The organism is Pseudomonas sp. Larv2_ips, from assembly GCF_963879675.1.
In the GTDB taxonomy this organism is placed as follows: Bacteria; Pseudomonadota; Gammaproteobacteria; order Pseudomonadales; family Pseudomonadaceae; genus Aquipseudomonas.
In genome coordinates this window covers 412,050-431,435 of the sequence record NZ_CAWOAW010000027.1, presented here as the reverse complement: position 1 = coordinate 431,435, position 19,386 = coordinate 412,050, and the positions used below count along the sequence as shown (strand labels likewise).

The window sequence follows — 19,386 nt, the reverse complement described above, 5'->3', positions numbered from 1 at the left end:
GGCCATCATTTGCTTTCCGCCTGTTTCAAAGCCAGCACGTCTTTGGGCGTGACCATGTCGCCTTTGTTGTTGCCCCAGGCGTTGCGTTCGTAGGTCACCACGGCGGCGATGTCCACTTCCGACAGCTGTTTGCCGAAGGCGGCCATGGCGGTGCCGGGCTTGCCGAAGTACACGCGGTGCAGGTGATCTTCCTTAGGCCCGGTGGCGATCGGCGAGCCTTTGAGCGCCGGGAACATCGGCGGCAGGCCTTGGCCCTCAGCCTGGTGACAGGCCACGCAGGTGGTGTGGTAGACCTTGTCGCCACGCGCCACCAGCTCCTCGAGCGTCCATTCTTTGGAGGTCAGCTCTTTAAGCTTGGCCGCTTCTGCCTTGCGCTCGCCGAGCCAAGTGTCGTAGTCGGCCTGGGATTTGACCTCGACCACAATCGGCATGAAGCCGTGGTCCTTACCGCACAATTCTGCGCACTGGCCACGGTAGATGCCGGGCTTCTCGATGCGCGTCCAGGCCTCGTTGACGAAGCCGGGAATGGCGTCGCGCTTGACCGCAAAGGCCGGCACCCACCACGAATGGATCACGTCGGCGGCAGTCACCAGAAAGCGCACTTTGGCGCCCACCGGCAGCACCAAAGGCTGATCGACTTCGAGCAGATAGTGCTCGCCCTTGGTGGCCTGGTTATGGATTTGCTCGGCGGGCGTGGCCAGGTTGCTGAAGAATTCCACGTCCTGGCCCAGGTATTTGTAATGCCACTTCCACTGGTAACCGGTGACCTGGATATCGATATCCGACTCGGTGCTGTCGTAGATGTTGATCAGGGTCTTGGTCGCCGGAATGGCCATCGCTACCAGGATCAGCAGGGGCACCACGGTCCAGAGGATTTCCACGGTCGTGCTCTCGTGAAATTTGGCAGCCACCTGGCCCGTGGACCGGCGGTGCAGGATCATCGACCAGAACATCGCGCCAAACACGACAATGCCGATCACCACACAAATCCAGAAGATGGTCATGTGCAGGTCAAACACGGCGTGACTGACTTCAGTAGCCCCTGGCGCCATATTCGTTGTCCAGGCGGCGTGCGCCTGGCCGAATACCGACCACAACAGTAGGCCCATCCAAACGTGTGGATGTCGCGTCATTGCGGGTTCCCCTTTATGTTTCTTGTTATCCCGCCGGTTTGCACCTGCGGCGAAGGGAGCGGCTTCCATACTGCTTACAACCGCCAAGCCTTGCCTGCTTCATGCAGTTGGGCGTCATCAGCTAATTGCGTACAAAATCGAGTATAGACAGCCGGGGCAACCCCGCAATGTGTAGGGGCAAATGAGCACAAACAGACGGGCGGGCCCAATAAATACGGGAGCGCAAACGTTTATCCGACGAACGATGGCGATTCGATATAACGCATGCGCATAACCATGAAATAATTATGACAAACGCGTCTTAGGCCCTCGTATAAACGAGCTACCTTGTTCTTTCCCTTTTCCTACGCCTGTTTCACTGGAGCTTTCATGAACACCGCCGCATTGCGCGAGCAGATTTCCCGTGCCCATCAACACGAAGCCAGCACTGGCCAGCTTGCCCAGCAACTGGAAAAACAATTGCCGCACCTGCATTCGGCCATTTCCCTGGCTGACGGTGATCGCAACATTGTCATGACCCGTTTTGTTACCGCCTACATCGAGCTTGTCCCTGACTTGCTGGAAGCCGCCAATGACGTGGCCCGCGAAGCTGGCATCGAAAGCCAGATCAAGCCGGTGCTGAAAATCGCCGAGCATTTCTTCCTGCAACCGCCCGCGATTCTTGCTGGCCACGAAGGCCTCGACGGCCTGCTGGACGAGGCCTACCTGGCCCATCGCCTGGTAGAAGAAGTCAACGATCTGTACATCAAGCACTTTGGTCAGCCGTTGATTCCGGCGGACACCACCGTGGCCAACTTGATCGCTCATCAGCTGATCGGCGAAGCATTTGCCAACCAGTTGGACGAAGCCGTGCATTTGGCGGTGGATGAAATGCTCAACGAAGACAGCTTTGCGCTGGAGTCGGTCGAGGCTTACCGTGAGACGCTCAAGAGCCCGAACACGGAAGCGGCGTGGAAGCGCTGGCCGTGCCTGTCGCGTCAGTTGGGGGTTGAGCTGGCGTTGGATCAGCCGGCGTAAACGTGCGGACTGCACAGCAATCACTGTGGGAGCCGGGCTTGCCCGCGATGGCGGTGGATCAGTCAGCTAATGGGTTGACTGACACGCCTTTAATCGCGGGCAAGCCCGGCTCCCACATTGGTTTGTGGTGTTCAGACGGGCGCCGAACCTATCCCCACGGTCGTGCGCACCCGGCCTTCAAGCCTGCGCTTCAAGCCGCGCGCCTCGATTACCAGTTGTGAGCCCTTGGCCGCATTGGCCCGGCCCCATTCCTCGAGTAATTCCAGGCAGGAATGGTCGATGTAACTCAAGTTGCTCAGCGGCACGTGCAACGCGGTCCCCGCAGGCACCGTCGACAGCACTTGGGTCAGTGCCGGCACTTTCAGGAAGGTCGCCGCACCGGTCAGGCGCAACTCCATCTCACCGTCCTGAGGCAGGTCGATCAGGCTGATTTTCAGTCGCGACGCCTTGAAGGCCAACTTGACCAACGTGAGCCCGAAGCCCACCAGTACACCGGTCAGCAAATCGGTAAAGATGATCGCCAGCGCCGTCGCGGCATAGGTGAACATCGGCATCCGCCCGTATCGGCCCAAGGCGCGAAACGCTTTCACGTCCACCAGCTTGATCCCGGTGTACACCAGCACGCCCGCCAAGCTCGCCACCGGGATGCTTTGCAGCACGCTCGACAGCAGCAGCACGAACCCCAGCAGCCATACACCGTGGAACATCGCCGACAAGCGCGTGGTCGCACCGGCCTGCACGTTGGCCGAGCTGCGCACGATCACGCCGGTCATCGGCAGCGCGCCGACCAGGCCACAAAGCATGTTGCCTACACCTTGTGCGGACAATTCCTTGTCGAAATCGGAGCGCTGACCGCTGTGCATGCGGTCAACCGCAGCAGCCGACAGCAGGGTTTCGGCACTGGCGATAAAGGCCACGGCGAACGCGGCGATCAACAGCTGCGGATCAGCCAGGTTCAGCAAGTCGCTGGGGCGTAGCCAGTCAATGGCATCGGCAAGGTTTTCCGGGACTTCCACACGCTTGACCTGCAACGCCAGTACCAGGCTGGTGACCGTCGCCAAGCCCACGCCCAACAACGCGCCTGGCACAAATCGCAGTTTTTGCGGGCGTAATTTATCCCACAGGTACATCACCAGCATCGTCGACAGACCCAGCAAACCCGCTTGCCAGCCAAGGCCACCGCCCAGGGTCGGCATCGCCTCAACCACGGCGGCCGGGAAGCCCGCCAGGTTATCCAGCCCGGAAGGCTTCGGCGCGCCGTCGAGCATCACATGGACCTGCGAGAGCACAATCAGCACGCCGATCCCCGCCAGCATGCCGTACACCACCGCCGGCGCCGTGACACGGAACCAGCAGCCCAGACGCAATCGCCCGGCTACCAATTGCAGGAACCCCGCCAGCAATAGAATAGGGCCGAGCATCATCATGCCGTGCTGGCGCACCAGTTCGAACACCAACACTGCCAAACCTGCGGCGGGCCCGCTGACTTGCAGCGGCGACCCAGCCAGCCAACCCACCACCAGGCCACCGATGATCCCGGTGATCAGCCCTTTGGCCGGCGGCATGCCAGACGCAATCGCGATGCCCATGCACAAGGGCAGGGCGACCAGAAACACAACCACGGACGCGAGCAGCTCCCGAGGTAATACAGCTTTCAATTGAGCAGCACGCATAATGACTCTCCCAAGGCATTCGCCGGGCGCGGCAATGCCTGGCTGCATCCATGGCAGCCACCGCATTACCCGGCAGGGAAGTGTTTTAGAAGCGCGCTTTAGGCGTCGCGCAAGGGATGGGGCCGTCGCCGCTCAGCGGTCGAAATGCCGCCTGATCTGCATCGTAGGCTCGAATTTCGCTGGTCTCGATGTTGTAGATCCAGCCATGGATAAACAAATGACCATTGGCCATGCGTGAGGCCACGGAAGGGTGGGTGCGCAAATGCTGCAACTGGGCGATGACGTTTTCTTCGGTCAGCACCTTCATGCTTTCGCCTTCATTGGCGCAGTCGCAGTTGTCCTCGACCATCGACTTGGCGACCTCGGCATGACGCAGCCAAGCCCGGACTGTCGGCATTTTTTCCAGGCTTTGGGGGTTGAGTACCGCGCGCATGGCGCCACAGTCGGAATGCCCGCACACGATAATGTGCTGCACGCCCAGGGCGAGAACCGCGTACTCGATGGCCGTGGAAACGCCGCCGTTCATCTGTCCGTAGGGTGGCACCACGTTGCCGACGTTACGCGTGACAAACAGGTCGCCAGGGGAGCTTTGGGTGATCAGCTCAGGCACGATCCGCGAATCGGCACAGGTGATAAACATCGCCCGTGGGCTCTGGGCCGTGGCGAGTTTTTTGAAGAGTTCTTCCTGCTGGGGGAAGACGTCGTGATGGAAATGCAAAAAGCCGTCAACGATGTGCTTTAGCGCTGCATCGGCGGATTCGGCCACCTGAGGGGCTGAAGCCGACGCAGCCAACGGCTGTTTATCCTTGTCACTCATGATTCATCCTCTTGATTAATGCAGGGAGAGTGTTCAGGTCATTTCGACGCTGGGCCAGTGGATTAGTTGTAAAACGCTGAAGACCACGGTTTCGACCCACCCGTCACTCGCTGAACAAGGTAACCGTCGAAACTTAACTCAAACTGAATGAACCGCTCTAGATCGCGGGTTTCAGTGATATCAAAACGCGACTATTCCTACAGACCTATCGCGCTCTTCGTCGTCAGTTTACAACAATGCTATCTGCCTGCCCGGTGGGCAGAACGCCGTGCAATCCAGATTAAACCCTTCCCGACGATTAAGCCCCAGGCGCTTGATCGCCTTGCTGAAGCGCTGCGCCAGCAGATCGGCGAACGGCCCCTCACCCCGCATGCGCACACCAAAGCGGCTGTCATACACCTCACCCCCGCGCACCTGGCGCACCAGGCTCATCACATGGGCCGCCCGCTGCGGGTAATGCGCCGCCAGCCACTCCTCGAACAGCGGCGCCACCTCCAGCGGCAGGCGCAGCATCATGTAGGCCGCACTTTGGGCACCCGCCGCGTGAGCTTCGGTCAGCAGACTTTCGAGCTCGCTGTCGTTGATCATCGGAATCATCGGTGAACACAACACGCCCACCGGAATGCCGGCCTCACGCATTACCCGAATCGCCCGCAACCGTGCCTTGGGCGCAGCCGTGCGCGGTTCCAGAATGCGCTTGAGCTCATCGTCCAGGCTCGTGAGGCTGATCATGACTGCCACCAGTCGCTGCCGGGCCAGCTCGGTCAGCAGGTCGAGGTCACGCAAAATCAGCGAGCCCTTGGTGATGATGGTCACCGGGTGGCGGTAGCGCAGCAGCACTTCGAGGGTCTGCCGGGTAATCGTGTACTCGCGCTCGATGGGCTGGTAAGGGTCGGTATTGGAGCCCAGATTGATCGGCGCGCACACATAGCCTGGCTTCGACAGCTGTTGCTCCAGCACCTGGGCGGCATTGGTCTTGGCGATCAGCTTGGTTTCGAAATCCAGCCCCGGCGACATGTCCCAGTAGGCGTGACTGGGCCGCGCGTAGCAGTAGATGCAACCGTGCTCGCAGCCGCGATAGGGGTTGATCGAGCGATCGAACGGCAGGTCGGGCGAGTTATTGCGGGTGATGATGCTTTTGGCCGTTTCGATGCGCACTTCGGTGCCTTGGGTGGGCGGCACTTCCTGAAACCAGCCGTCATCCTCGGCCACACTGACGGTAGGTGCAAAGCGATTGTGCAGGTTGGTGGCCGTGCCCCGGCCACGGGGCGGTAAAGGTGTAGACATGAAAACGCCCCGATACTGTTTTTATATACAGTAAAGGGGCGTGATGGTTATGACCAGTGCCGTCTGGCGGTCAGTGCTTTTGCGTCACTTGCCCCAGGTCATCGCCCGAGGTGGTGCGCATATCGCTCTTGCGCAGGTCCGCCACGTTGCTGGCTTTTACTGGCTCGCCTTTGTTTCCCCAGCTGCCGCGGACGAAACTGACTACATCCGCCACTTCCTGGTCCGACAACCGCCAGGCAAACGCCGGCATGGTGAACGTCGAAGGCGCCGTGTGCGTAGCCGGCAAGGTGCCGCCGTTCAACACAATGTTGATCAGCGACGTGGCATCCGCTGTCTGCAACACCGGGTTACCCGCCAGCGCCGGGAACACCCGCGTATAGCCATGGCCATCGGTACGGTGGCACGCCGCGCAATTGTCGATGTACACCGACGCGCCCGGCTTGCTGTCGTCACCTTTCCATAACGCCTCGGCGACCTGTTTGTCGTACTGATGCGGCTGATCCTTGGGATCCACCGCCGGCAGGCTCTTGAGGTAGCGGGCGATAGCGGTCAGGTCGTCCTGCGACATGTACTGCATGCTGTGCACCACCACATCGCTCATGCCGCCAAACACGGCACTGCGATCACTGCGGCCGGTCTTGAGGAATTGCACCAGTTGCTCTTCGCTCCAGCTGCCGAGCCCGTCCTTGTGATCGCCACGCAGGCTTTTCGCGATCCAGCCTTCCAACGGCGCGCTGCCGGACAGGAAGGCGTTGCCGTCAGTGGCGCTGAGGGCTTTTTCCTGCATGGTCAGGGCGCGCGGCGTATGGCAGGCACCGCAGTGTCCCAAGCCTTCAACCAGATACGCGCCCCGGCTGACCACCGGATCGGCGGCCGGCTGTGCCGGATGCTCCTCAACGGCCGGCGCAAACATCCAGCGCCAGGCCGCCAACGGCCAGCGCATGCTCAAGGGCCAGGGAATATCGCTGTCCTTGTTCTCTTGGGCGACCGGCTCCACACCCTTCATGAAGTAGGCATACAACGCCTGCATGTCGCTGTCGCTGACACGCGCGTAAGACGGGTAGGGCATCGCCGGGTAAAGCGTACTACCGTTCTTGGCGACGCCATGGCGCACGGCCTTGTCGAAATCTTCGAAGCTGTAGTCGCCCAGGCCGGTCTTGTCCGGGGTGATGTTGGTGGAGTAGATCACGCCGATCGGAGTTTCCATCGGCAGCCCGCCGGCAAAGGGTTTGCCACCCTTGGCGGTGTGGCAGGCCACGCAGTCACCGGCGCGGGCCAGGTATTCGCCCTGCTTGACCAGGTCGGTTTCAGCGGCGCTTACCGAACAGCTGCTCAAGAGGGCCAGGGAGGCGATAACAAATGCTTTCATGGTCATCGCTCCTTATGCCTGAACCAGTGGGCCGGGGTTTTTCAGGTACTGCTCGCGGATCGCCCGCGCCGACCAATACGTCAGTGCCGCCACCAGGCCGGTAGGGTTGTAGCCCAAGCCCTGTGGGAAAGCTGACGCGCCTGGGACAAACACGTTGTGTACGTCCCAGCTCTGCAGGTAGCGGTTCAACGCACTGGTTTTCGGGTCGGTGCCCATGATCGCGCCACCGTTGAGGTGAGTGGTCTGGTAGGCCGCTGTGTTGAAGTGCTCACCGACCTTTTTGCCGAGCACAGCAATGGCCTTGGGGTTCATCGCTTCGGCGACCTTGCCCATTTTCTCCATCATGAAGCGGTTCATCTTGATGTCGTTTTCCTGCCAGTCAAACGTCATCCGCAGCAATGGGAGGCCGTAGGCATCGCGGTACACCGGGTCCAGATCCAGGTAGTTGCCCCGGTAGGATTGGTGCGCGCCGTGGGCGTCCATCGACACCTGGTGGGTGTAGTAATCGGCGGTGGCGCGTTTCCACGCACTGCCCCAGGCCGGCGTACCGGGTGGGTTGGACGTACCGGCAATCGGCCGGCTGCCTGCCTGGTTGACCCACATCGGCGAACCGCCGACGAAACCGTGTGGCCCGTGGTCGAAGTTATCCGCGTTGAAGTCATCAAGGGCCACGCCGTTGCCGCCCGCACCGATGAAGTTATTGGTGTGGGTGTCCTTGTCGAAGAAGGCTTTGATGGTGCCCATGTTCTGGTAGGCGAAGTTGCGGCCCACCACGCCCTCATTGGTAATCGGGTCGTAGGGTTTGCCGATACCCGAGAGCAACATGAGGCGCACATTGTTGAACTGGAAAGAGCCGATGATCACCAGGTCAGCCGGCTGCTCGCATTCGCGCCCCTGGGCGTCGATATAGGTCACGCCGGTGGCCTTGCTCTTGGTGCTGTCGAGGTTGACCTTGAGCACGTGGGAATTGGCCCGCAGCTCAAAGTTCGGTACCTGACGCAGCGCCGGCAGGATGTTCACATTCGGCGAAGCCTTGGAGTACATGTAGCACACGTAGCCGCTGCAGAAACCGCAGAAGTTGCACGGGCCCATCTGTGCGCCGTAGGGGTTGGTGTACGGCCCCGACGTATTGGCAGACGGCAGGTTGTAGGGTTTGTAACCAACCTCGGCGGCCGCTTTCTGAAACAGCTGTGCGGAGACGGTGTTTTTCTGCGACTCCAACGGGAACGGGTTGGAGCGATCCGGCGCATACGGGTTGCCACCACGGCCTTCGCCCACCACCTGACCTTTTACGGTCCAGGCCTGGCCGGAGGTGCCGAAGACTTTTTCCGCGTAGTCGAAAAACGGTTCCAGCTCTTCATAGCTGACGCCGAAGTCCTGGATGGTCATGTCCTTGGGAATGAAGTTTTTGCCGTAGCGCTCTTCGTAGTGGCTGCGCATGCGCAACTCGATAGGGTCGACACGAAAGTGCACGCCCGACCAGTGCAGGCCCGCGCCGCCCACGCCATTGCCCGGCAGAAACGCACCCAGCTGGCGGTTGGGCAGGGCGACGTCATTCACGCTATGGCGAATGGTCACCGTTTCTTTGGAGATGTCCTGGAAGAGTTTTTTACGCACGCTGTAGGTCAATTCGTCGATGACCTGCGGATAGTTGCCGTCCGGGTAGGTGTCCTGCATCGGGCCGCGCTCCAGCGCTACCACGTTGAGGCCAGCTTCCGTGAGTTCCTTGGCCATGATCGCGCCGGTCCAGCCGAAGCCCACGATCACCGCGTCCACTTTCTTCATGATGGTCGCCACGTTTATGCCCTCTCGCCGCGAATGGAAACAGCCGGGAAGGGGTATTGCTCGTTGCGTTCAACCCAGTCCATAAAGTCGGCGCGGGCGCCGGGGAAGCCGATCATGGTCCAGCCAACCATGCCTTTGTTGCCGCCGTGGATCGGGTCGCAGAAGAACCCTTCCTTGGTGTTTTGCAGCAGCAGGTTGAAAAACATCTTTGCGGGCACTGTCTCAAAGTGCGCAGTCACTTCGCTGCCGCCTGCTTCAAGGCGGCGCAGCATATCGTCTTGGGTAGCGCTGTCTTGCGCGGCAAAGGCCTTACCGTTGAACGCCTTCGACCACGCATCCGTCGCGGCAATGCCCAGGCGATAAATATCCTTGGGCACCAGCTTGCTCTGCCAGCCCATCTCCGGGGCCGCATCGGCGTTGAACGGGCCCTGCATGAACCACAGCGCGCCCGCGGCGTAAGGCGTGTTCATCTGGCGGTCGATGTATTCCGGCGCACCGGCCTCCAGGGCGCCAGGGCCTTGGGCATCGGCGGGAATCAAACGCGCGACCGCGGCGTTGAGAAACGCCCACTCTTCGGCGGTGAAGTAGCTCGGTTCGTAGGCTTTGTCGCTGACCGGCGGTTTAGCCTCGGCAGCCTGCACCGGTTCCGGCGTGGCCATCAGCATCGAACCACCAAAGCCGGTGCTGGCAACCGTGACCACCGGGATCAAGGTCAAGGATTTGCGCAAAAAATCACGCCGGGGGTTGTCTTGATCTTGATCAGACATGGGTGCACCTCATCATGTGGTCACGGGTTTATCAGCCGCTTCTGGGAGCAGCGTGAAGGCTTGCCAGGAAATGGGATCCAAAGGGATAGAACACAGTGGCAAACAATAGTTACAAATGATAGCAGGCTAAGAATTGAGAAGAATCGGTTCAGCGAGAAAAACAGCAGATCAGATCGGTCTTCACGATTCTTTGACGAGTACCTCACGCCGCATTGACCCCGCGTAGGCGAATCTTTGGCCCATCAGCCATTTCCCTATTCGGTTACAACGCGCATGTTCGAGATTCGATTGCTGCCTGCCCTCGGCATGGCGTTCCTGGCCTTGTTCGCCACCGCGCACGCCCGGGCTGACGGCGCCTCCTCCCTACGCTCACCGGAGTGGGCCCAGCCTGTGGGCGACCAGTTCAATCTGCACCAAATGACGCCCACGCTGTATCGCAGCGCGCTGCCCAACAGCAATGCGCTTCCCGTATTGGAAAATCTGAAGATCGCCACGGTGATCAACTTTCTGCCGGAATCTGATGCGGCGTGGCTGAAGACATCTGATATCAAACAGGTGCAGCTGACTTATCGCACCAATCACGTCGACGATTCGGACGTGCTCGCGGCATTAAGGGCCATCCAGGATGCAGAAACCAAAGGCCCGGTGCTGATGCACTGCAAACACGGCTCGGACCGCACAGGTTTGATGGCGGCGATGTACCGCGTGGTGATCCAGGGCTGGAGCAAGGAAGATGCGCTGAACGAAATGACCCTGGGCGGTTTTGGTACCAGCAACGGTTTCAGGGACAGTGTTCGCTACATGATGAAAGCCGATGTCGACAAGTTGCGTACGGCCTTGGCGAATGGCGATTGCAGCACCAGTGCGTTTGCCCTGTGCTCGATGAACAGTTGGCTCAACACGGCCAATAGCAGCCGTGTCGACACCAAAAAAGACGCTGAACTGGTGCTGACACCCTGATGGGCGTCAGTCTTTTTTCAGCTTAGGATTGGGAAAAAACTGCACGGCCTGCACCTTCGGGTCCGGCGCTTTCAATGCCGATGTATTCACCCGCGTGCCCAACTCCTTGGGCACCGACAGACCTTGGTCATTCAACGTATCGGTATAACCGCAGGCCACACATTCGCGGTGCGGCACGTTGTCTTCGGTCCACATCTTCAACTTGTCTGGCTCACTGCACGCCGGGCAGACCGCCCCGGCGATAAATTGCTTTTTGGTAATCACAGGCCCTTCGCTCATGCTGCCGCGTCCTCACTCAGGCCGCTGTGGCGCAAGAGTGCGTCAATCGACGGCGCACGTCCGCGGAAGTCGACGAACAGCACCATCGGTGCCTGCGAACCGCCGCGCGCCAGAATGGCTTCGCGGAAGGCGCGGCCGGTCTCGGCGTTCAGCACGCCGTCTTCTTCAAACTTGGAGAAGGCATCCGCCGACAGTACTTCCGCCCACTTGTAGCTGTAGTAACCCGCCGCGTACCCGCCGGCAAAGATGTGCGCGAAGCTGTTAGGGAAGCGGTTGTACGCCGGTGGACGCATGACCGAGACCTCATCGCGCACGCCTTCAAGCACTTGCGCAACGCTGCGGCCATCGCCGTGGGTGGCATGCAGCTCGAAGTCGAACAGCGAGAATTCCAGCTGGCGCACCATCATCAGGCCGGACTGGAAGTTCTTCGCCGCGAGCATTTTTTCCAGCAGGTCCTGGGGCAGCGGCTCGCCGGTTTCATAATGACCGGAGATCAGCGCCAGGCCTTCCGGCTCCCAGCACCAGTTCTCCATGAACTGGCTCGGCAATTCCACCGCATCCCAGGCCACGCCGTTGATGCCGGAAACGCCGGCGTGTTCGACACGGGTAAGCAGGTGATGCAGGCCGTGGCCGAATTCGTGGAACAGCGTGGTCACTTCATCGTGGGTCAGCAGGGCAGGCTTGCCGCTGTCGGCCGGGGTGAAGTTGCACACCAGGTTGGCCACCGGGCTTTGCAGCACGCCGTCAACCGTGCGGCGACGGTCACGCGCGCCGTCCATCCAGGCGCCGCCACGCTTGTTGGCGCGGGCGTACAGGTCGAAGAAAAAGCGGCCGACGTGCTGGCCATTTTCCTTGATTTCGAACAGGCGAACGTCCGGATGCCAGGTGTCGAAACCTTTTTGCTCGGCAATCTCGATGCCGTACAGGCGCTGAACGATGGCAAACAGGCCGCCCAACACTTTGTCGATCGGGAAGTAGGCGCGCAGGGCTTCCTGGGACACGCTATAGCGCTGCTCGCGGAGCTTTTCGCCGTAGAAACCACTGTCCCAGCTTTGCAGATCGGCACAGCCTTGTTCGGCGGCATACGCCTTGAGCTGTTGCAGGTCCTGGGCGGCAAACGGCTTGCTGCGCTTGGCCAGGTCGCGCAGGAAGCTCAGCACCTGGTCGCTGGACTCGGCCATTTTGGTCGCCAGGCTCAACTCGGAGAACGACGCATAGCCCAGCAGTTGGGCCAGCTCCTGACGCAGGTCGAGGATCTGTTCCATCACCGGGCCGTTATCATTCTTACCGGCATTCGGGCCTTGGTCCGACGCGCGGGTGCAGTAGGCCGCGTAAACCTCTTCGCGCAGGGCGCGGTCGTGGGCGTAGGTCATTACCGCGTAGTAGCTGGGGAACTCCAGGGTGATCAGCCAGCCATCGAGGCCTTTGGCCTGGGCGGCGGCGGCCATTTGCGCCTTGGCCGAATCGGTCAGGCCGGCGAGGGTGGCTTCATCGGTGATGTGCTTGGTCCAGGCCTGGGTGGCATCCAACAGCTGGTTGGAAAATTTGCTGCCCAGCTCGGACAGCTTGCTTTGCACTTCGGCGTAGCGCTTTTGCTGCTCAGGCGGCAAATCGATACCCGACAGGCGGAAGTCGCGCAGCGAGTGCTCAAGGATAGTTTTTTGCGCCACGTCAAAATCGGCAGCCTCGGGGCTGTTGGCCAAGGCTTCGAAGGCCTGGAACAGTGCGCGGTTCTGGCCCATCTCGGTGGAGTAGGCGCTCAACGCCGGCAGGCAAGCCTCGTAGGCTTCGCGCAATTCAGCGCTGTTGCACACGGCATTGAGGTGGCTGACCGGGCTCCAGGCGGCGCCCAGGCGGTCATTCAATTCGTCCATTGCCAGCACCAGGCCAGCCCATGTCGGATGTTTACCCTGGCTTTGCAGGATGCCTTCGATGGCAACACGGTTGTCGGCGAGGATCTGTTCGATGGCCGGTTGCACGTGCTCGGCACGGATCGCCGAGAACGGCGGCAGGTCGTAGGACTGCAGAAGAGGGTTGTTCGCGCTCACGGTGGGCACCTTGGCTGAAGAAACATGTAAGAACAAAGATGGGGCCATCTTAATTACAATCAACACCCACCGCAGCTATCAGCAGAAGAGAGAGAGGCTATCGTGACCCTTCGCACCTATCAGAACCACACGCCAACCCTGGGCGCCGGGGCTTTTGTCGATATTTCGGCGGTGGTGATCGGCGATGTCGAAATCGGCGCCGACAGCTCGGTTTGGCCGCTGACGGTGATTCGCGGCGACATGCACCGCATCCGTATCGGTGCGCGCACCAGCGTGCAGGACGGCTGCGTGTTGCACATCACTCATGCCGGGCCATTCAACCCGAACGGCTTCCCGCTGCTGATCGGCGATGACGTAACCATCGCCCACAAGGTCATGCTGCATGGCTGCACGGTGGGCAACCGCATCCTGATCGGCATGGGCAGCATCGTGATGGACGGCGCCGTGGTGGAAGACGACGTGATCATCGGCGCCGGCAGCCTGGTGCCGCCGGGCAAGAAGCTCGACAGCGGTTTTTTGTACGTGGGCAGTCCGGTAAAACAAGTCCGCGCGCTGACTGACAAGGAATGCGCCTTTTTCACCTACAGCGCGGCGAACTACGTGAAGCTCAAAGACCTGCACCTGGCTGAAGGATTCGATCAATGACCCAGCGTTACCAAACCGTCCTGTTCGACCTGGATGGCACCTTGACCGACCCGCGTGAGGGCATCACCCGTTCGATCCAGTACGCCCTCGCCAAACTCGGCATTGACGAACCGGACCTGACCCAGCTGGAACACTTCATCGGCCCGCCGTTGCTGCAAGCCTTCATGCAGTTCTACGGTTTTGACGAGGCCAAGGCGTGGGAGGCGGTGAATTTCTATCGCGAGCGCTTCAAGGTTACCGGGCTGTATGAAAACCGCGTGTTCGACGGCGTGATGCCGCTGCTCGAAGCACTCAATGGCCAGGGCCGCCAGCTGTATGTGGCCACGTCCAAGCCCTGGGTATTCGCCCGCGAGATTGCCCGGCACTTCGATTTTGCCAAGCACTTCAAGGTGATCTACGGCAGCGAGCTGGACGGCACGCGCACCAATAAAGTTGAGTTGATTGCGCATTTGATGAATGAAGAGGGCCTGGACCCGGCGACCACGTTGATGATTGGGGATCGCAAGCATGACCTGATCGGCGCGCGCAGCAATGGGCTTGACTCGGCGGCGGTGGGGTATGGGTTTGGCAGTTTTGAAGAGTTGAGCGCTGAGGCGCCGACTTGGCATTTTGAGACGCTGGATGAGATGCACCAGGCGTTTTTGCAGCGCGCTTGATACCGCTTTCGCGAGCAAGCCCGCTCCCACACTGACCGAGTTTCAACATGAGCATGCGGTCGAATGTGGGCGCGGGCTTGCTCGCGAAGAGGCCCTAGTGGCCACCGCCCACCAACTGCCGCAACGCCGCCTTCCGCTGCTCCACCGGCAACCCACCCAGCTTCTCCACCGCTGCATAGAACTTCACCCAGTCCCCGCCTTCCTGCGCAAACAACGCCGCAAACGCCGGCACCCATTGGTCATACAGCCCAAACGGCAGCAACCGCGCGTTGTTCATCGGCTGGTTGATCCACACGTCGTAACGTTTATCACCTCCCCACTGGCTATCGCGCATTTGCCGGTAATCGCTGCGCAAACGCTCGAACTCCGCCGCCTTGGCCTGTCGCATCACATCAACTGCCAAGGGCTGTGCGTAGAGCTTTTCGAGGCGTTTACGGGTATCCAGCACCAATCGGATAAATTGATCACGCTGCTGCAACGCTGCATTGCTCAGAGGCGCCAAGCCCCGCGCCGCACGCCATTGACGCGTGCCTTCCTGCTCGACGAAGTTGGCATATGACTCGTTGAACTCGGTGTCGTCCTTCACATAAAAACGCTGGTGCGCCAGCTCATGAAAAATCAGTGTGGCCAGACGCTCATCGCCCCAGTTCATCATCGAATTCATGATCGGGTCATTGAACCAGCCCAAGGTGGAATAGGCCTCGACGCCACCAATCGACACGTCCATGCCTCGTTGCTGCAGCAACGCCGCCTCACCGCGCGCCGCGCCCTGGTTGTAATAACCGCGATAGGCGACGCATCCGGCAATCGGGAAGCAATGGGTTTCGGGGGAGAGGGAAAATTCCGTCGTAGCGAATACATTCCAGACCACGTAAGGCCGGCCAATGTCCGCGTACAACCTGTAACTCTGGTTGTCGGGCAAGTGCAGGTGCTCACTGGCGAACGTGCGGGCTTTTTGCGACTGCACCAAGTGCTCACGCAATACCTGTGGGCGAGAAGGGTCGGCAATCACTGCGGCAACCGGCTCACGGGCCCGCAGCAATTGCCATTGGCCGCTGGCGAGCTGGCTGTAATAACTGACACTCGAGCAGCCGCTGAGCAGCACCACCATCAACCCTGGAAGAAAACGCCTCAACATGCTCCGACTGCTCCTGGGTAATTTGCTCGCCAGCCTATCCTGCCTGCACGGAATTTTTCCATGGCGTAGCGTGTTTATACTCAAGAGGAGTCTGCTGCCATCGGCGCCGGGCTCAATTCCTTCCTACCGTTGAGTGCCTGCCATGCGCCAGCTCCTGTTACCTGTCACCGTCCTGTTTCTCAGCGCCTGTGCTTCTACGCCGATTCCTCCGGTGGATCCGCACCAAGCCTGGGTCGACTTCGCCACCCCGACACCCGGCGCCAAACTGGTGATGGCCCAGCGCCTGGACGGCAAGAATCTGAATGACGGGCGTTTTTTCCAAGTGCCACCCGGCAGCCACGAGCTGATGGTGCGCTTTGATTTCGAAGTGAACACGGGTACAGGCTTTGGCGGGCTGGACCAGACGCACGACCGCACCTGTTTCATGACCCTGCAGTACGACAATTTCCAGGCAGGCCAGCGCTATGTGCTGGAAGGGCGCTCGCTGGCCTTCACGCCCAACATTCGGCTGTATAACTCAGCGCGTCAGTTGCTGGCGCAGGAACGCAGCGTGAACTGCATCTGATCAGTCGTTGTTCTTCTGATAAACGATGGCTTTGGTGCCGTTTTCACAGCTGCCGACGACCATGGCGCTGTCATGCTTGTCAGCTTCTTCCTTGCTGACGATTTCCAAGGTGTAGGACGGCACGGCGTTAGCCTGGATCTTGACCTCGATCTCTTTTCTAAGCTCTTCACAATCTTTTGGAGCGGCCACGGCCGAAGTGGCCAAAACACCGCAGATGATCGCCAAGGTAAAACGTTTCATGTGTGAAGCTCCCTGAATGCATGCGCACGAGTGTGCACCTAGCTGCATAGGCTATAGGACCACATAGGGGAAACACGAGTTCTGATTTAAAGCAGAACTAAATGTGGGAGTGGGCGTGTGTGAGAACTGGCTTGCCTGCGATGGCAGCGCCTCGGTGCAACTGCAAAACCGAGGTGTACCTATCGCGGGCAAGCGCGGTTCTTACACACACCCACTCCCACACTGGATCTACGCTGCTACGCAGACCGTATTTAGCTGACGAGCGTCGCATCCAGGCTGATCTTGGCATTCAGCACCTTGGACACAGGGCAGCCTTCCTTCGCCTTCTTGCTCAGTTCGTCGAACTGCGCCTGGCTTGCGCCCGGGATCTTGGCTTTCAACACCAAATGCACGGCAGTAATCGCAAAGCCACCGTCGACCTGGTCCAGCGTCACTTCGGCCTGGGTGTCGATGCTGTCAGCCTTGAGGCCGGCGTCGCCCAGAATCATCGAAAACGCCATGGAGAAGCAGCCGGCGTGCGCCGCACCAATCAGTTCCTCAGGGTTTGTGCCCTTGCCGCCTTCGAAACGGGCCTTGAAGCCGTAGGGCGCTTCGCGCAGTACGCCGGTTTCAGTGGAAATGGAACCCAGGCCTGTCTTCAGATCACCTTCCCAATGCGCGGATGCTTTTTTAACGATACTCATAGCGGTCTCCTCGAACGGTGGTTTTGCTTCAGTAAGGTTCTGAGGATAGAAGCTCTGGCAAAGTTCATCTTGTCGGAGAAACCTAGCATTCCAGTAGGAAATTTCCCCACCTGCTATTGAATCTCGGGTATATGCCCTCATTGCATAGAACATGCACATGAAGCGGCAGGTTTTGGTTCGTCTATAAGCCTGCGCACCTATTGGAGAAGCAGGCTTATGAAATCGCTGTCCGACGTGAAATTCTCGACCCTGGACCTGGTGCCCGTGCGCGCCAACGGCAGCCCGGCGCAGTCGTTGCGCAATTCCCTGGACCTGGCCCAGCACGTGGAAAAGTTTGGCTACAACCGTTTCTGGGTCGCCGAACACCACAACATGGATGGCATCGCCAGCTCTGCCACCTCGGTATTGCTCGGTTACCTGGCCGGTGGCACCTCGACCATCCGTGTCGGCTCCGGCGGCGTAATGCTGCCCAACCATGCACCGTTGGTGATCGCTGAGCAGTTCGGCACCCTGGAAAGCCTGTATCCGGGCCGGATCGACCTGGGCCTGGGCCGCGCGCCGGGTTCTGATCAGATGACCGCCCGCGCCCTGCGCCGCGAACGCTCGGGCAGCGCCGACGACTTCCCTGATGATGTGGCCGAGCTGATGGCTTACCTGGGCCCTCGCACGCCGGATCAACGGGTTATTGCCGTGCCGGGCACCGGAACCAACGTGCCCGTGTGGTTGCTTGGCTCCAGTTTGTTCAGCGCGCAATTGGCCGGTGAGCGCGGTTTGCCCTACGCGTTCGCCTCGCATTTCGCACCACGCCTGATGCATGAAGCTATTCGCGTGTACCGCAATCACTTCAAGCCTTCAGCCGTATTGGACAAGCCCTACGTGATGCTGGGCATCCCGCTGGTGGCCGCCGATACCGACGAGCAGGCCGATTACCTGGCCACCTCGGTGTACCAGCGCATCCTCGCGCTGATGCGCGGGCAAAGCCTGGTGCAACGTCCGCCGGTCAAGACCATGGACGGCCTGTGGCTGCCCCATGAAAAAGACGCGGTCGGCAGCTTCCTCGGCCTGGCGATGGTCGGCAGCCCGGCGAAGATCCGCGCGAAACTGGACGTGCTGGTTGAGCAGACCGGTGCCGATGAGCTGATCTTTACCTGCGACCTGTACGAGCATGCCGATCGGATTCATTCCTACGAGCTGCTGGCGCAGTTGATGAAGGGCTAACATCGGCAGGCAAAAAAAAACGACGCACCTGTGCGTCGTTTTTTATGTCTGGAGCAAGGGATTAACCGCGCTTGTAGACGATTTCCTTGGTGCCGGCTTCGCAGCTACCGACGACTTTGTGGTCGCTGGGTGCCGCGCCTTTGTCTACCACCTCCAGCGAGTAACCCGAGGCGCCCTTGGCGTCGATTTTCGCTGCGATTTCGCCTTTCAGCTCTTCACAAGGCTTGCCCGCCGCCAGGGCTGTGCCCGCAATGCTCAACAAACCTACCGCTAACAGGAACTTCTTCATCCGTTACTTTCCTTGCGCTGATCGAAAAGAGCGTGCCGACGCTTTCGCATCGGCACCCATTGGTTGTAGCGCAGGTTATGGCAATCGGCCAGTCGGCAAAGTTCAACCGACGTGATCAACTACTGGCGATTCGGAATCCCACCTTGAGCGTGACCTGGAAGTGCGCGGCCTTGCCGTCCTTGATGTGCCCACGGGTTTCAGTCACTTCGAACCATTCCAGGTGCTTGATGCTTTTGTTCGCTTCGGCGAGGGCATTGTTGATGGCGTCTTCGATGCTGGTCGCCGACGAACCCACCAATTCGACTTTCTTGTACGTGTGATGATCAGACATGGCGTTTCTCCTGAGGTCTTTAGTGAGCGTAGCAGTCAATGTTCGTACTGCTTCTGGCGACTATTCCCACTCAAAAGTTCAGATTTACTGCACTTTCTGAAAACGCTGGAGTCGGTATCTACACATGCCACTCAATCACTTCAGGAGAGTCCACATGGCCAACACTTCTTTACGCAAAGCGTCGCTGGAAAGCATGGAAGCCGAGATTTCGAGCCTTCTCAAGTCCCTTGAGAGCCTTAAGGACGATGCGTCCGACGAGTCGCGCAAAACGCTGAAGGCCCTGAAAAGCAATGCCGAGAATGCCCTCAAGCATTCCCGTCATCTGATCAGCGATGCCTACGAAGAAAGCAAAGTCAAAATCCGCGAAACCGGTGTTGCAACCCGGGACTACGCACAAGAGCACCCATGGACTACCGCCGGCGTCGCCGTTGGCGCGCTGGGTCTGCTGGCGGCTTACCTGCTGTGCAAACGCGGCGACTGAAATAT

The 19,386-nt window shown here is 59.8% G+C and carries 21 protein-coding genes; 7 read left to right on the top strand and 14 right to left on the bottom strand.

Annotated features, from left to right (window positions below; all coding sequences use genetic code 11):
• Nucleotides 1-5: 5 nt before the first annotated feature.
• Entirely contained in the window at nucleotides 6-1,133 is a 1,128-nt protein-coding gene (coxB, locus tag AACV02_RS18900) for a cytochrome c oxidase subunit II (RefSeq protein WP_119741308.1), read from the bottom strand.
• Between the two features lie 369 nt (nucleotides 1,134-1,502).
• Between coxB and AACV02_RS18895 the strand changes: the two genes are divergently transcribed.
• Nucleotides 1,503-2,150, top strand: a complete 648-nt coding sequence (locus AACV02_RS18895; protein WP_106576017.1) for a hypothetical protein — start codon at nucleotides 1,503-1,505, stop codon at nucleotides 2,148-2,150.
• 131 nt (nucleotides 2,151-2,281) lie between these two features.
• Here AACV02_RS18895 and AACV02_RS18890 read toward each other — a convergent pair whose 3' ends face one another.
• From AACV02_RS18890 to AACV02_RS18865, 6 genes are all read right to left on the bottom strand, one after another.
• Entirely contained in the window at nucleotides 2,282-3,823 is a 1,542-nt protein-coding gene (locus AACV02_RS18890) for a SulP family inorganic anion transporter (RefSeq protein ID WP_106576016.1), read from the bottom strand.
• Nucleotides 3,824-3,908: 85 nt separating this feature from the next.
• Nucleotides 3,909-4,640, bottom strand: a complete 732-nt coding sequence (locus AACV02_RS18885; RefSeq protein WP_106576015.1) for a carbonic anhydrase — start codon at nucleotides 4,638-4,640, stop codon at nucleotides 3,909-3,911.
• 228 nt (nucleotides 4,641-4,868) lie between these two features.
• A complete protein-coding gene (locus tag AACV02_RS18880; protein ID WP_119741306.1) occupies nucleotides 4,869-5,927 on the bottom strand; it encodes a PA0069 family radical SAM protein in 1,059 nt (352 codons plus the stop codon).
• A gap of 70 nt (nucleotides 5,928-5,997) precedes the next feature.
• Nucleotides 5,998-7,296 (bottom strand): cytochrome c, encoded by a 1,299-nt coding sequence (locus tag AACV02_RS18875; protein WP_119741304.1) that lies wholly within the window; start codon nucleotides 7,294-7,296, stop codon nucleotides 5,998-6,000.
• Between the two features lie 12 nt (nucleotides 7,297-7,308).
• Nucleotides 7,309-9,093: a GMC family oxidoreductase gene (locus AACV02_RS18870; RefSeq protein WP_106576012.1), complete on the bottom strand. Its 1,785-nt coding sequence runs from the start codon at nucleotides 9,091-9,093 to the stop codon at nucleotides 7,309-7,311.
• Nucleotides 9,094-9,095: 2 nt separating this feature from the next.
• Nucleotides 9,096-9,848, bottom strand: a complete 753-nt coding sequence (locus tag AACV02_RS18865; protein WP_119741302.1) for a gluconate 2-dehydrogenase subunit 3 family protein — start codon at nucleotides 9,846-9,848, stop codon at nucleotides 9,096-9,098.
• A 273-nt stretch (nucleotides 9,849-10,121) separates the two neighbouring features.
• Between AACV02_RS18865 and AACV02_RS18860 the strand changes: the two genes are divergently transcribed.
• Nucleotides 10,122-10,808 carry a dual specificity protein phosphatase family protein gene (locus tag AACV02_RS18860; protein ID WP_119741300.1) on the top strand — a complete coding sequence of 229 codons (687 nt, stop codon included), beginning with the start codon at nucleotides 10,122-10,124 and terminating at the stop codon, nucleotides 10,806-10,808.
• 6 nt (nucleotides 10,809-10,814) lie between these two features.
• On the opposite strand, the gene AACV02_RS18855 is transcribed toward AACV02_RS18860, so the two are convergent.
• Both AACV02_RS18855 and prlC read right to left on the bottom strand, forming a co-directional pair.
• Nucleotides 10,815-11,087: a YheV family putative zinc ribbon protein gene (locus tag AACV02_RS18855; protein WP_065902760.1), complete on the bottom strand. Its 273-nt coding sequence runs from the start codon at nucleotides 11,085-11,087 to the stop codon at nucleotides 10,815-10,817.
• Nucleotides 11,084-13,183 carry an oligopeptidase A gene (prlC, locus tag AACV02_RS18850; protein WP_177413704.1) on the bottom strand — a complete coding sequence of 700 codons (2,100 nt, stop codon included), beginning with the start codon at nucleotides 13,181-13,183 and terminating at the stop codon, nucleotides 11,084-11,086. The genes AACV02_RS18855 and prlC overlap by 4 nt, the downstream gene beginning before the upstream one ends.
• A 54-nt stretch (nucleotides 13,184-13,237) precedes the next feature.
• On the opposite strand from prlC, the gene AACV02_RS18845 reads away from it, so the two are divergent.
• Both AACV02_RS18845 and AACV02_RS18840 read left to right on the top strand, forming a co-directional pair.
• Nucleotides 13,238-13,780 (top strand): gamma carbonic anhydrase family protein, encoded by a 543-nt coding sequence (locus AACV02_RS18845; RefSeq protein ID WP_119741296.1) that lies wholly within the window; start codon nucleotides 13,238-13,240, stop codon nucleotides 13,778-13,780.
• Nucleotides 13,777-14,436 (top strand): HAD family hydrolase, encoded by a 660-nt coding sequence (locus AACV02_RS18840; protein WP_119741294.1) that lies wholly within the window; start codon nucleotides 13,777-13,779, stop codon nucleotides 14,434-14,436. The genes AACV02_RS18845 and AACV02_RS18840 overlap by 4 nt, the downstream gene beginning before the upstream one ends.
• A 94-nt stretch (nucleotides 14,437-14,530) precedes the next feature.
• Here AACV02_RS18840 and AACV02_RS18835 read toward each other — a convergent pair whose 3' ends face one another.
• Nucleotides 14,531-15,574, bottom strand: a complete 1,044-nt coding sequence (locus AACV02_RS18835; protein WP_119741292.1) for an aminopeptidase — start codon at nucleotides 15,572-15,574, stop codon at nucleotides 14,531-14,533.
• Nucleotides 15,575-15,716: 142 nt separating this feature from the next.
• On the opposite strand from AACV02_RS18835, the gene AACV02_RS18830 reads away from it, so the two are divergent.
• Entirely contained in the window at nucleotides 15,717-16,139 is a 423-nt protein-coding gene (locus tag AACV02_RS18830; RefSeq protein WP_106576005.1) for a PA0061/PA0062 family lipoprotein, read from the top strand.
• Here the strand turns inward: AACV02_RS18830 and AACV02_RS18825 are convergent, their stop codons facing one another.
• Both AACV02_RS18825 and AACV02_RS18820 read right to left on the bottom strand, forming a co-directional pair.
• On the bottom strand, nucleotides 16,140-16,379 hold the full coding sequence (locus tag AACV02_RS18825) for a DUF1161 domain-containing protein (RefSeq protein WP_119741290.1): 240 nt from the start codon (nucleotides 16,377-16,379) through the stop codon (nucleotides 16,140-16,142).
• Nucleotides 16,380-16,630: 251 nt separating this feature from the next.
• Nucleotides 16,631-17,062 (bottom strand): OsmC family protein, encoded by a 432-nt coding sequence (locus AACV02_RS18820; protein WP_027608131.1) that lies wholly within the window; start codon nucleotides 17,060-17,062, stop codon nucleotides 16,631-16,633.
• Between the two features lie 216 nt (nucleotides 17,063-17,278).
• Here AACV02_RS18820 and AACV02_RS18815 point away from each other — a divergent pair, with 216 nt between their 5' ends.
• Complete coding sequence (locus AACV02_RS18815) at nucleotides 17,279-18,280, top strand: LLM class flavin-dependent oxidoreductase (protein ID WP_106576004.1); 1,002 nt, start codon at nucleotides 17,279-17,281, stop codon at nucleotides 18,278-18,280.
• A gap of 61 nt (nucleotides 18,281-18,341) precedes the next feature.
• Here the strand turns inward: AACV02_RS18815 and AACV02_RS18810 are convergent, their stop codons facing one another.
• Nucleotides 18,342-18,569 carry a DUF1161 domain-containing protein gene (locus tag AACV02_RS18810; RefSeq protein ID WP_106576003.1) on the bottom strand — a complete coding sequence of 76 codons (228 nt, stop codon included), beginning with the start codon at nucleotides 18,567-18,569 and terminating at the stop codon, nucleotides 18,342-18,344.
• A gap of 115 nt (nucleotides 18,570-18,684) precedes the next feature.
• Nucleotides 18,685-18,900: a dodecin gene (locus AACV02_RS18805; RefSeq protein ID WP_003187305.1), complete on the bottom strand. Its 216-nt coding sequence runs from the start codon at nucleotides 18,898-18,900 to the stop codon at nucleotides 18,685-18,687.
• Between the two features lie 154 nt (nucleotides 18,901-19,054).
• Between AACV02_RS18805 and AACV02_RS18800 the strand changes: the two genes are divergently transcribed.
• Complete coding sequence (locus AACV02_RS18800) at nucleotides 19,055-19,381, top strand: DUF883 family protein (RefSeq protein WP_003170746.1); 327 nt, start codon at nucleotides 19,055-19,057, stop codon at nucleotides 19,379-19,381.
• Nucleotides 19,382-19,386: the final 5 nt, after the last annotated feature.

Bases quoted from the DNA above. Each gene is read 5' to 3' on its own strand.
- AACV02_RS18880 (WP_119741306.1), bottom strand. From the start codon at position 5,927: ATGTCTACACCTTTACCGCCCCGTGGCCGGGGCACGGCCACCAACCTG.
- AACV02_RS18820 (WP_027608131.1), bottom strand. From the start codon at position 17,062: ATGAGTATCGTTAAAAAAGCATCCGCGCATTGGGAAGGTGATCTGAAG.
- coxB (WP_119741308.1), bottom strand. From the start codon at position 1,133: ATGACGCGACATCCACACGTTTGGATGGGCCTACTGTTGTGGTCGGTA.
- AACV02_RS18805 (WP_003187305.1), bottom strand. From the start codon at position 18,900: ATGTCTGATCATCACACGTACAAGAAAGTCGAATTGGTGGGTTCGTCG.
- AACV02_RS18810 (WP_106576003.1), bottom strand. From the start codon at position 18,569: ATGAAGAAGTTCCTGTTAGCGGTAGGTTTGTTGAGCATTGCGGGCACA.
- AACV02_RS18830 (WP_106576005.1), top strand. From the start codon at position 15,717: ATGCGCCAGCTCCTGTTACCTGTCACCGTCCTGTTTCTCAGCGCCTGT.
- AACV02_RS18890 (WP_106576016.1), bottom strand. From the start codon at position 3,823: ATGCGTGCTGCTCAATTGAAAGCTGTATTACCTCGGGAGCTGCTCGCG.
- AACV02_RS18840 (WP_119741294.1), top strand. From the start codon at position 13,777: ATGACCCAGCGTTACCAAACCGTCCTGTTCGACCTGGATGGCACCTTG.
- AACV02_RS18865 (WP_119741302.1), bottom strand. From the start codon at position 9,848: ATGTCTGATCAAGATCAAGACAACCCCCGGCGTGATTTTTTGCGCAAA.
- AACV02_RS18860 (WP_119741300.1), top strand. From the start codon at position 10,122: ATGTTCGAGATTCGATTGCTGCCTGCCCTCGGCATGGCGTTCCTGGCC.
- AACV02_RS18825 (WP_119741290.1), bottom strand. From the start codon at position 16,379: ATGAAACGTTTTACCTTGGCGATCATCTGCGGTGTTTTGGCCACTTCG.
- AACV02_RS18800 (WP_003170746.1), top strand. From the start codon at position 19,055: ATGGCCAACACTTCTTTACGCAAAGCGTCGCTGGAAAGCATGGAAGCC.
- AACV02_RS18835 (WP_119741292.1), bottom strand. From the start codon at position 15,574: ATGTTGAGGCGTTTTCTTCCAGGGTTGATGGTGGTGCTGCTCAGCGGC.
- AACV02_RS18895 (WP_106576017.1), top strand. From the start codon at position 1,503: ATGAACACCGCCGCATTGCGCGAGCAGATTTCCCGTGCCCATCAACAC.
- AACV02_RS18815 (WP_106576004.1), top strand. From the start codon at position 17,279: ATGAAATCGCTGTCCGACGTGAAATTCTCGACCCTGGACCTGGTGCCC.
- AACV02_RS18875 (WP_119741304.1), bottom strand. From the start codon at position 7,296: ATGAAAGCATTTGTTATCGCCTCCCTGGCCCTCTTGAGCAGCTGTTCG.
- AACV02_RS18885 (WP_106576015.1), bottom strand. From the start codon at position 4,640: ATGAGTGACAAGGATAAACAGCCGTTGGCTGCGTCGGCTTCAGCCCCT.
- AACV02_RS18855 (WP_065902760.1), bottom strand. From the start codon at position 11,087: ATGAGCGAAGGGCCTGTGATTACCAAAAAGCAATTTATCGCCGGGGCG.
- prlC (WP_177413704.1), bottom strand. From the start codon at position 13,183: ATGGCCCCATCTTTGTTCTTACATGTTTCTTCAGCCAAGGTGCCCACC.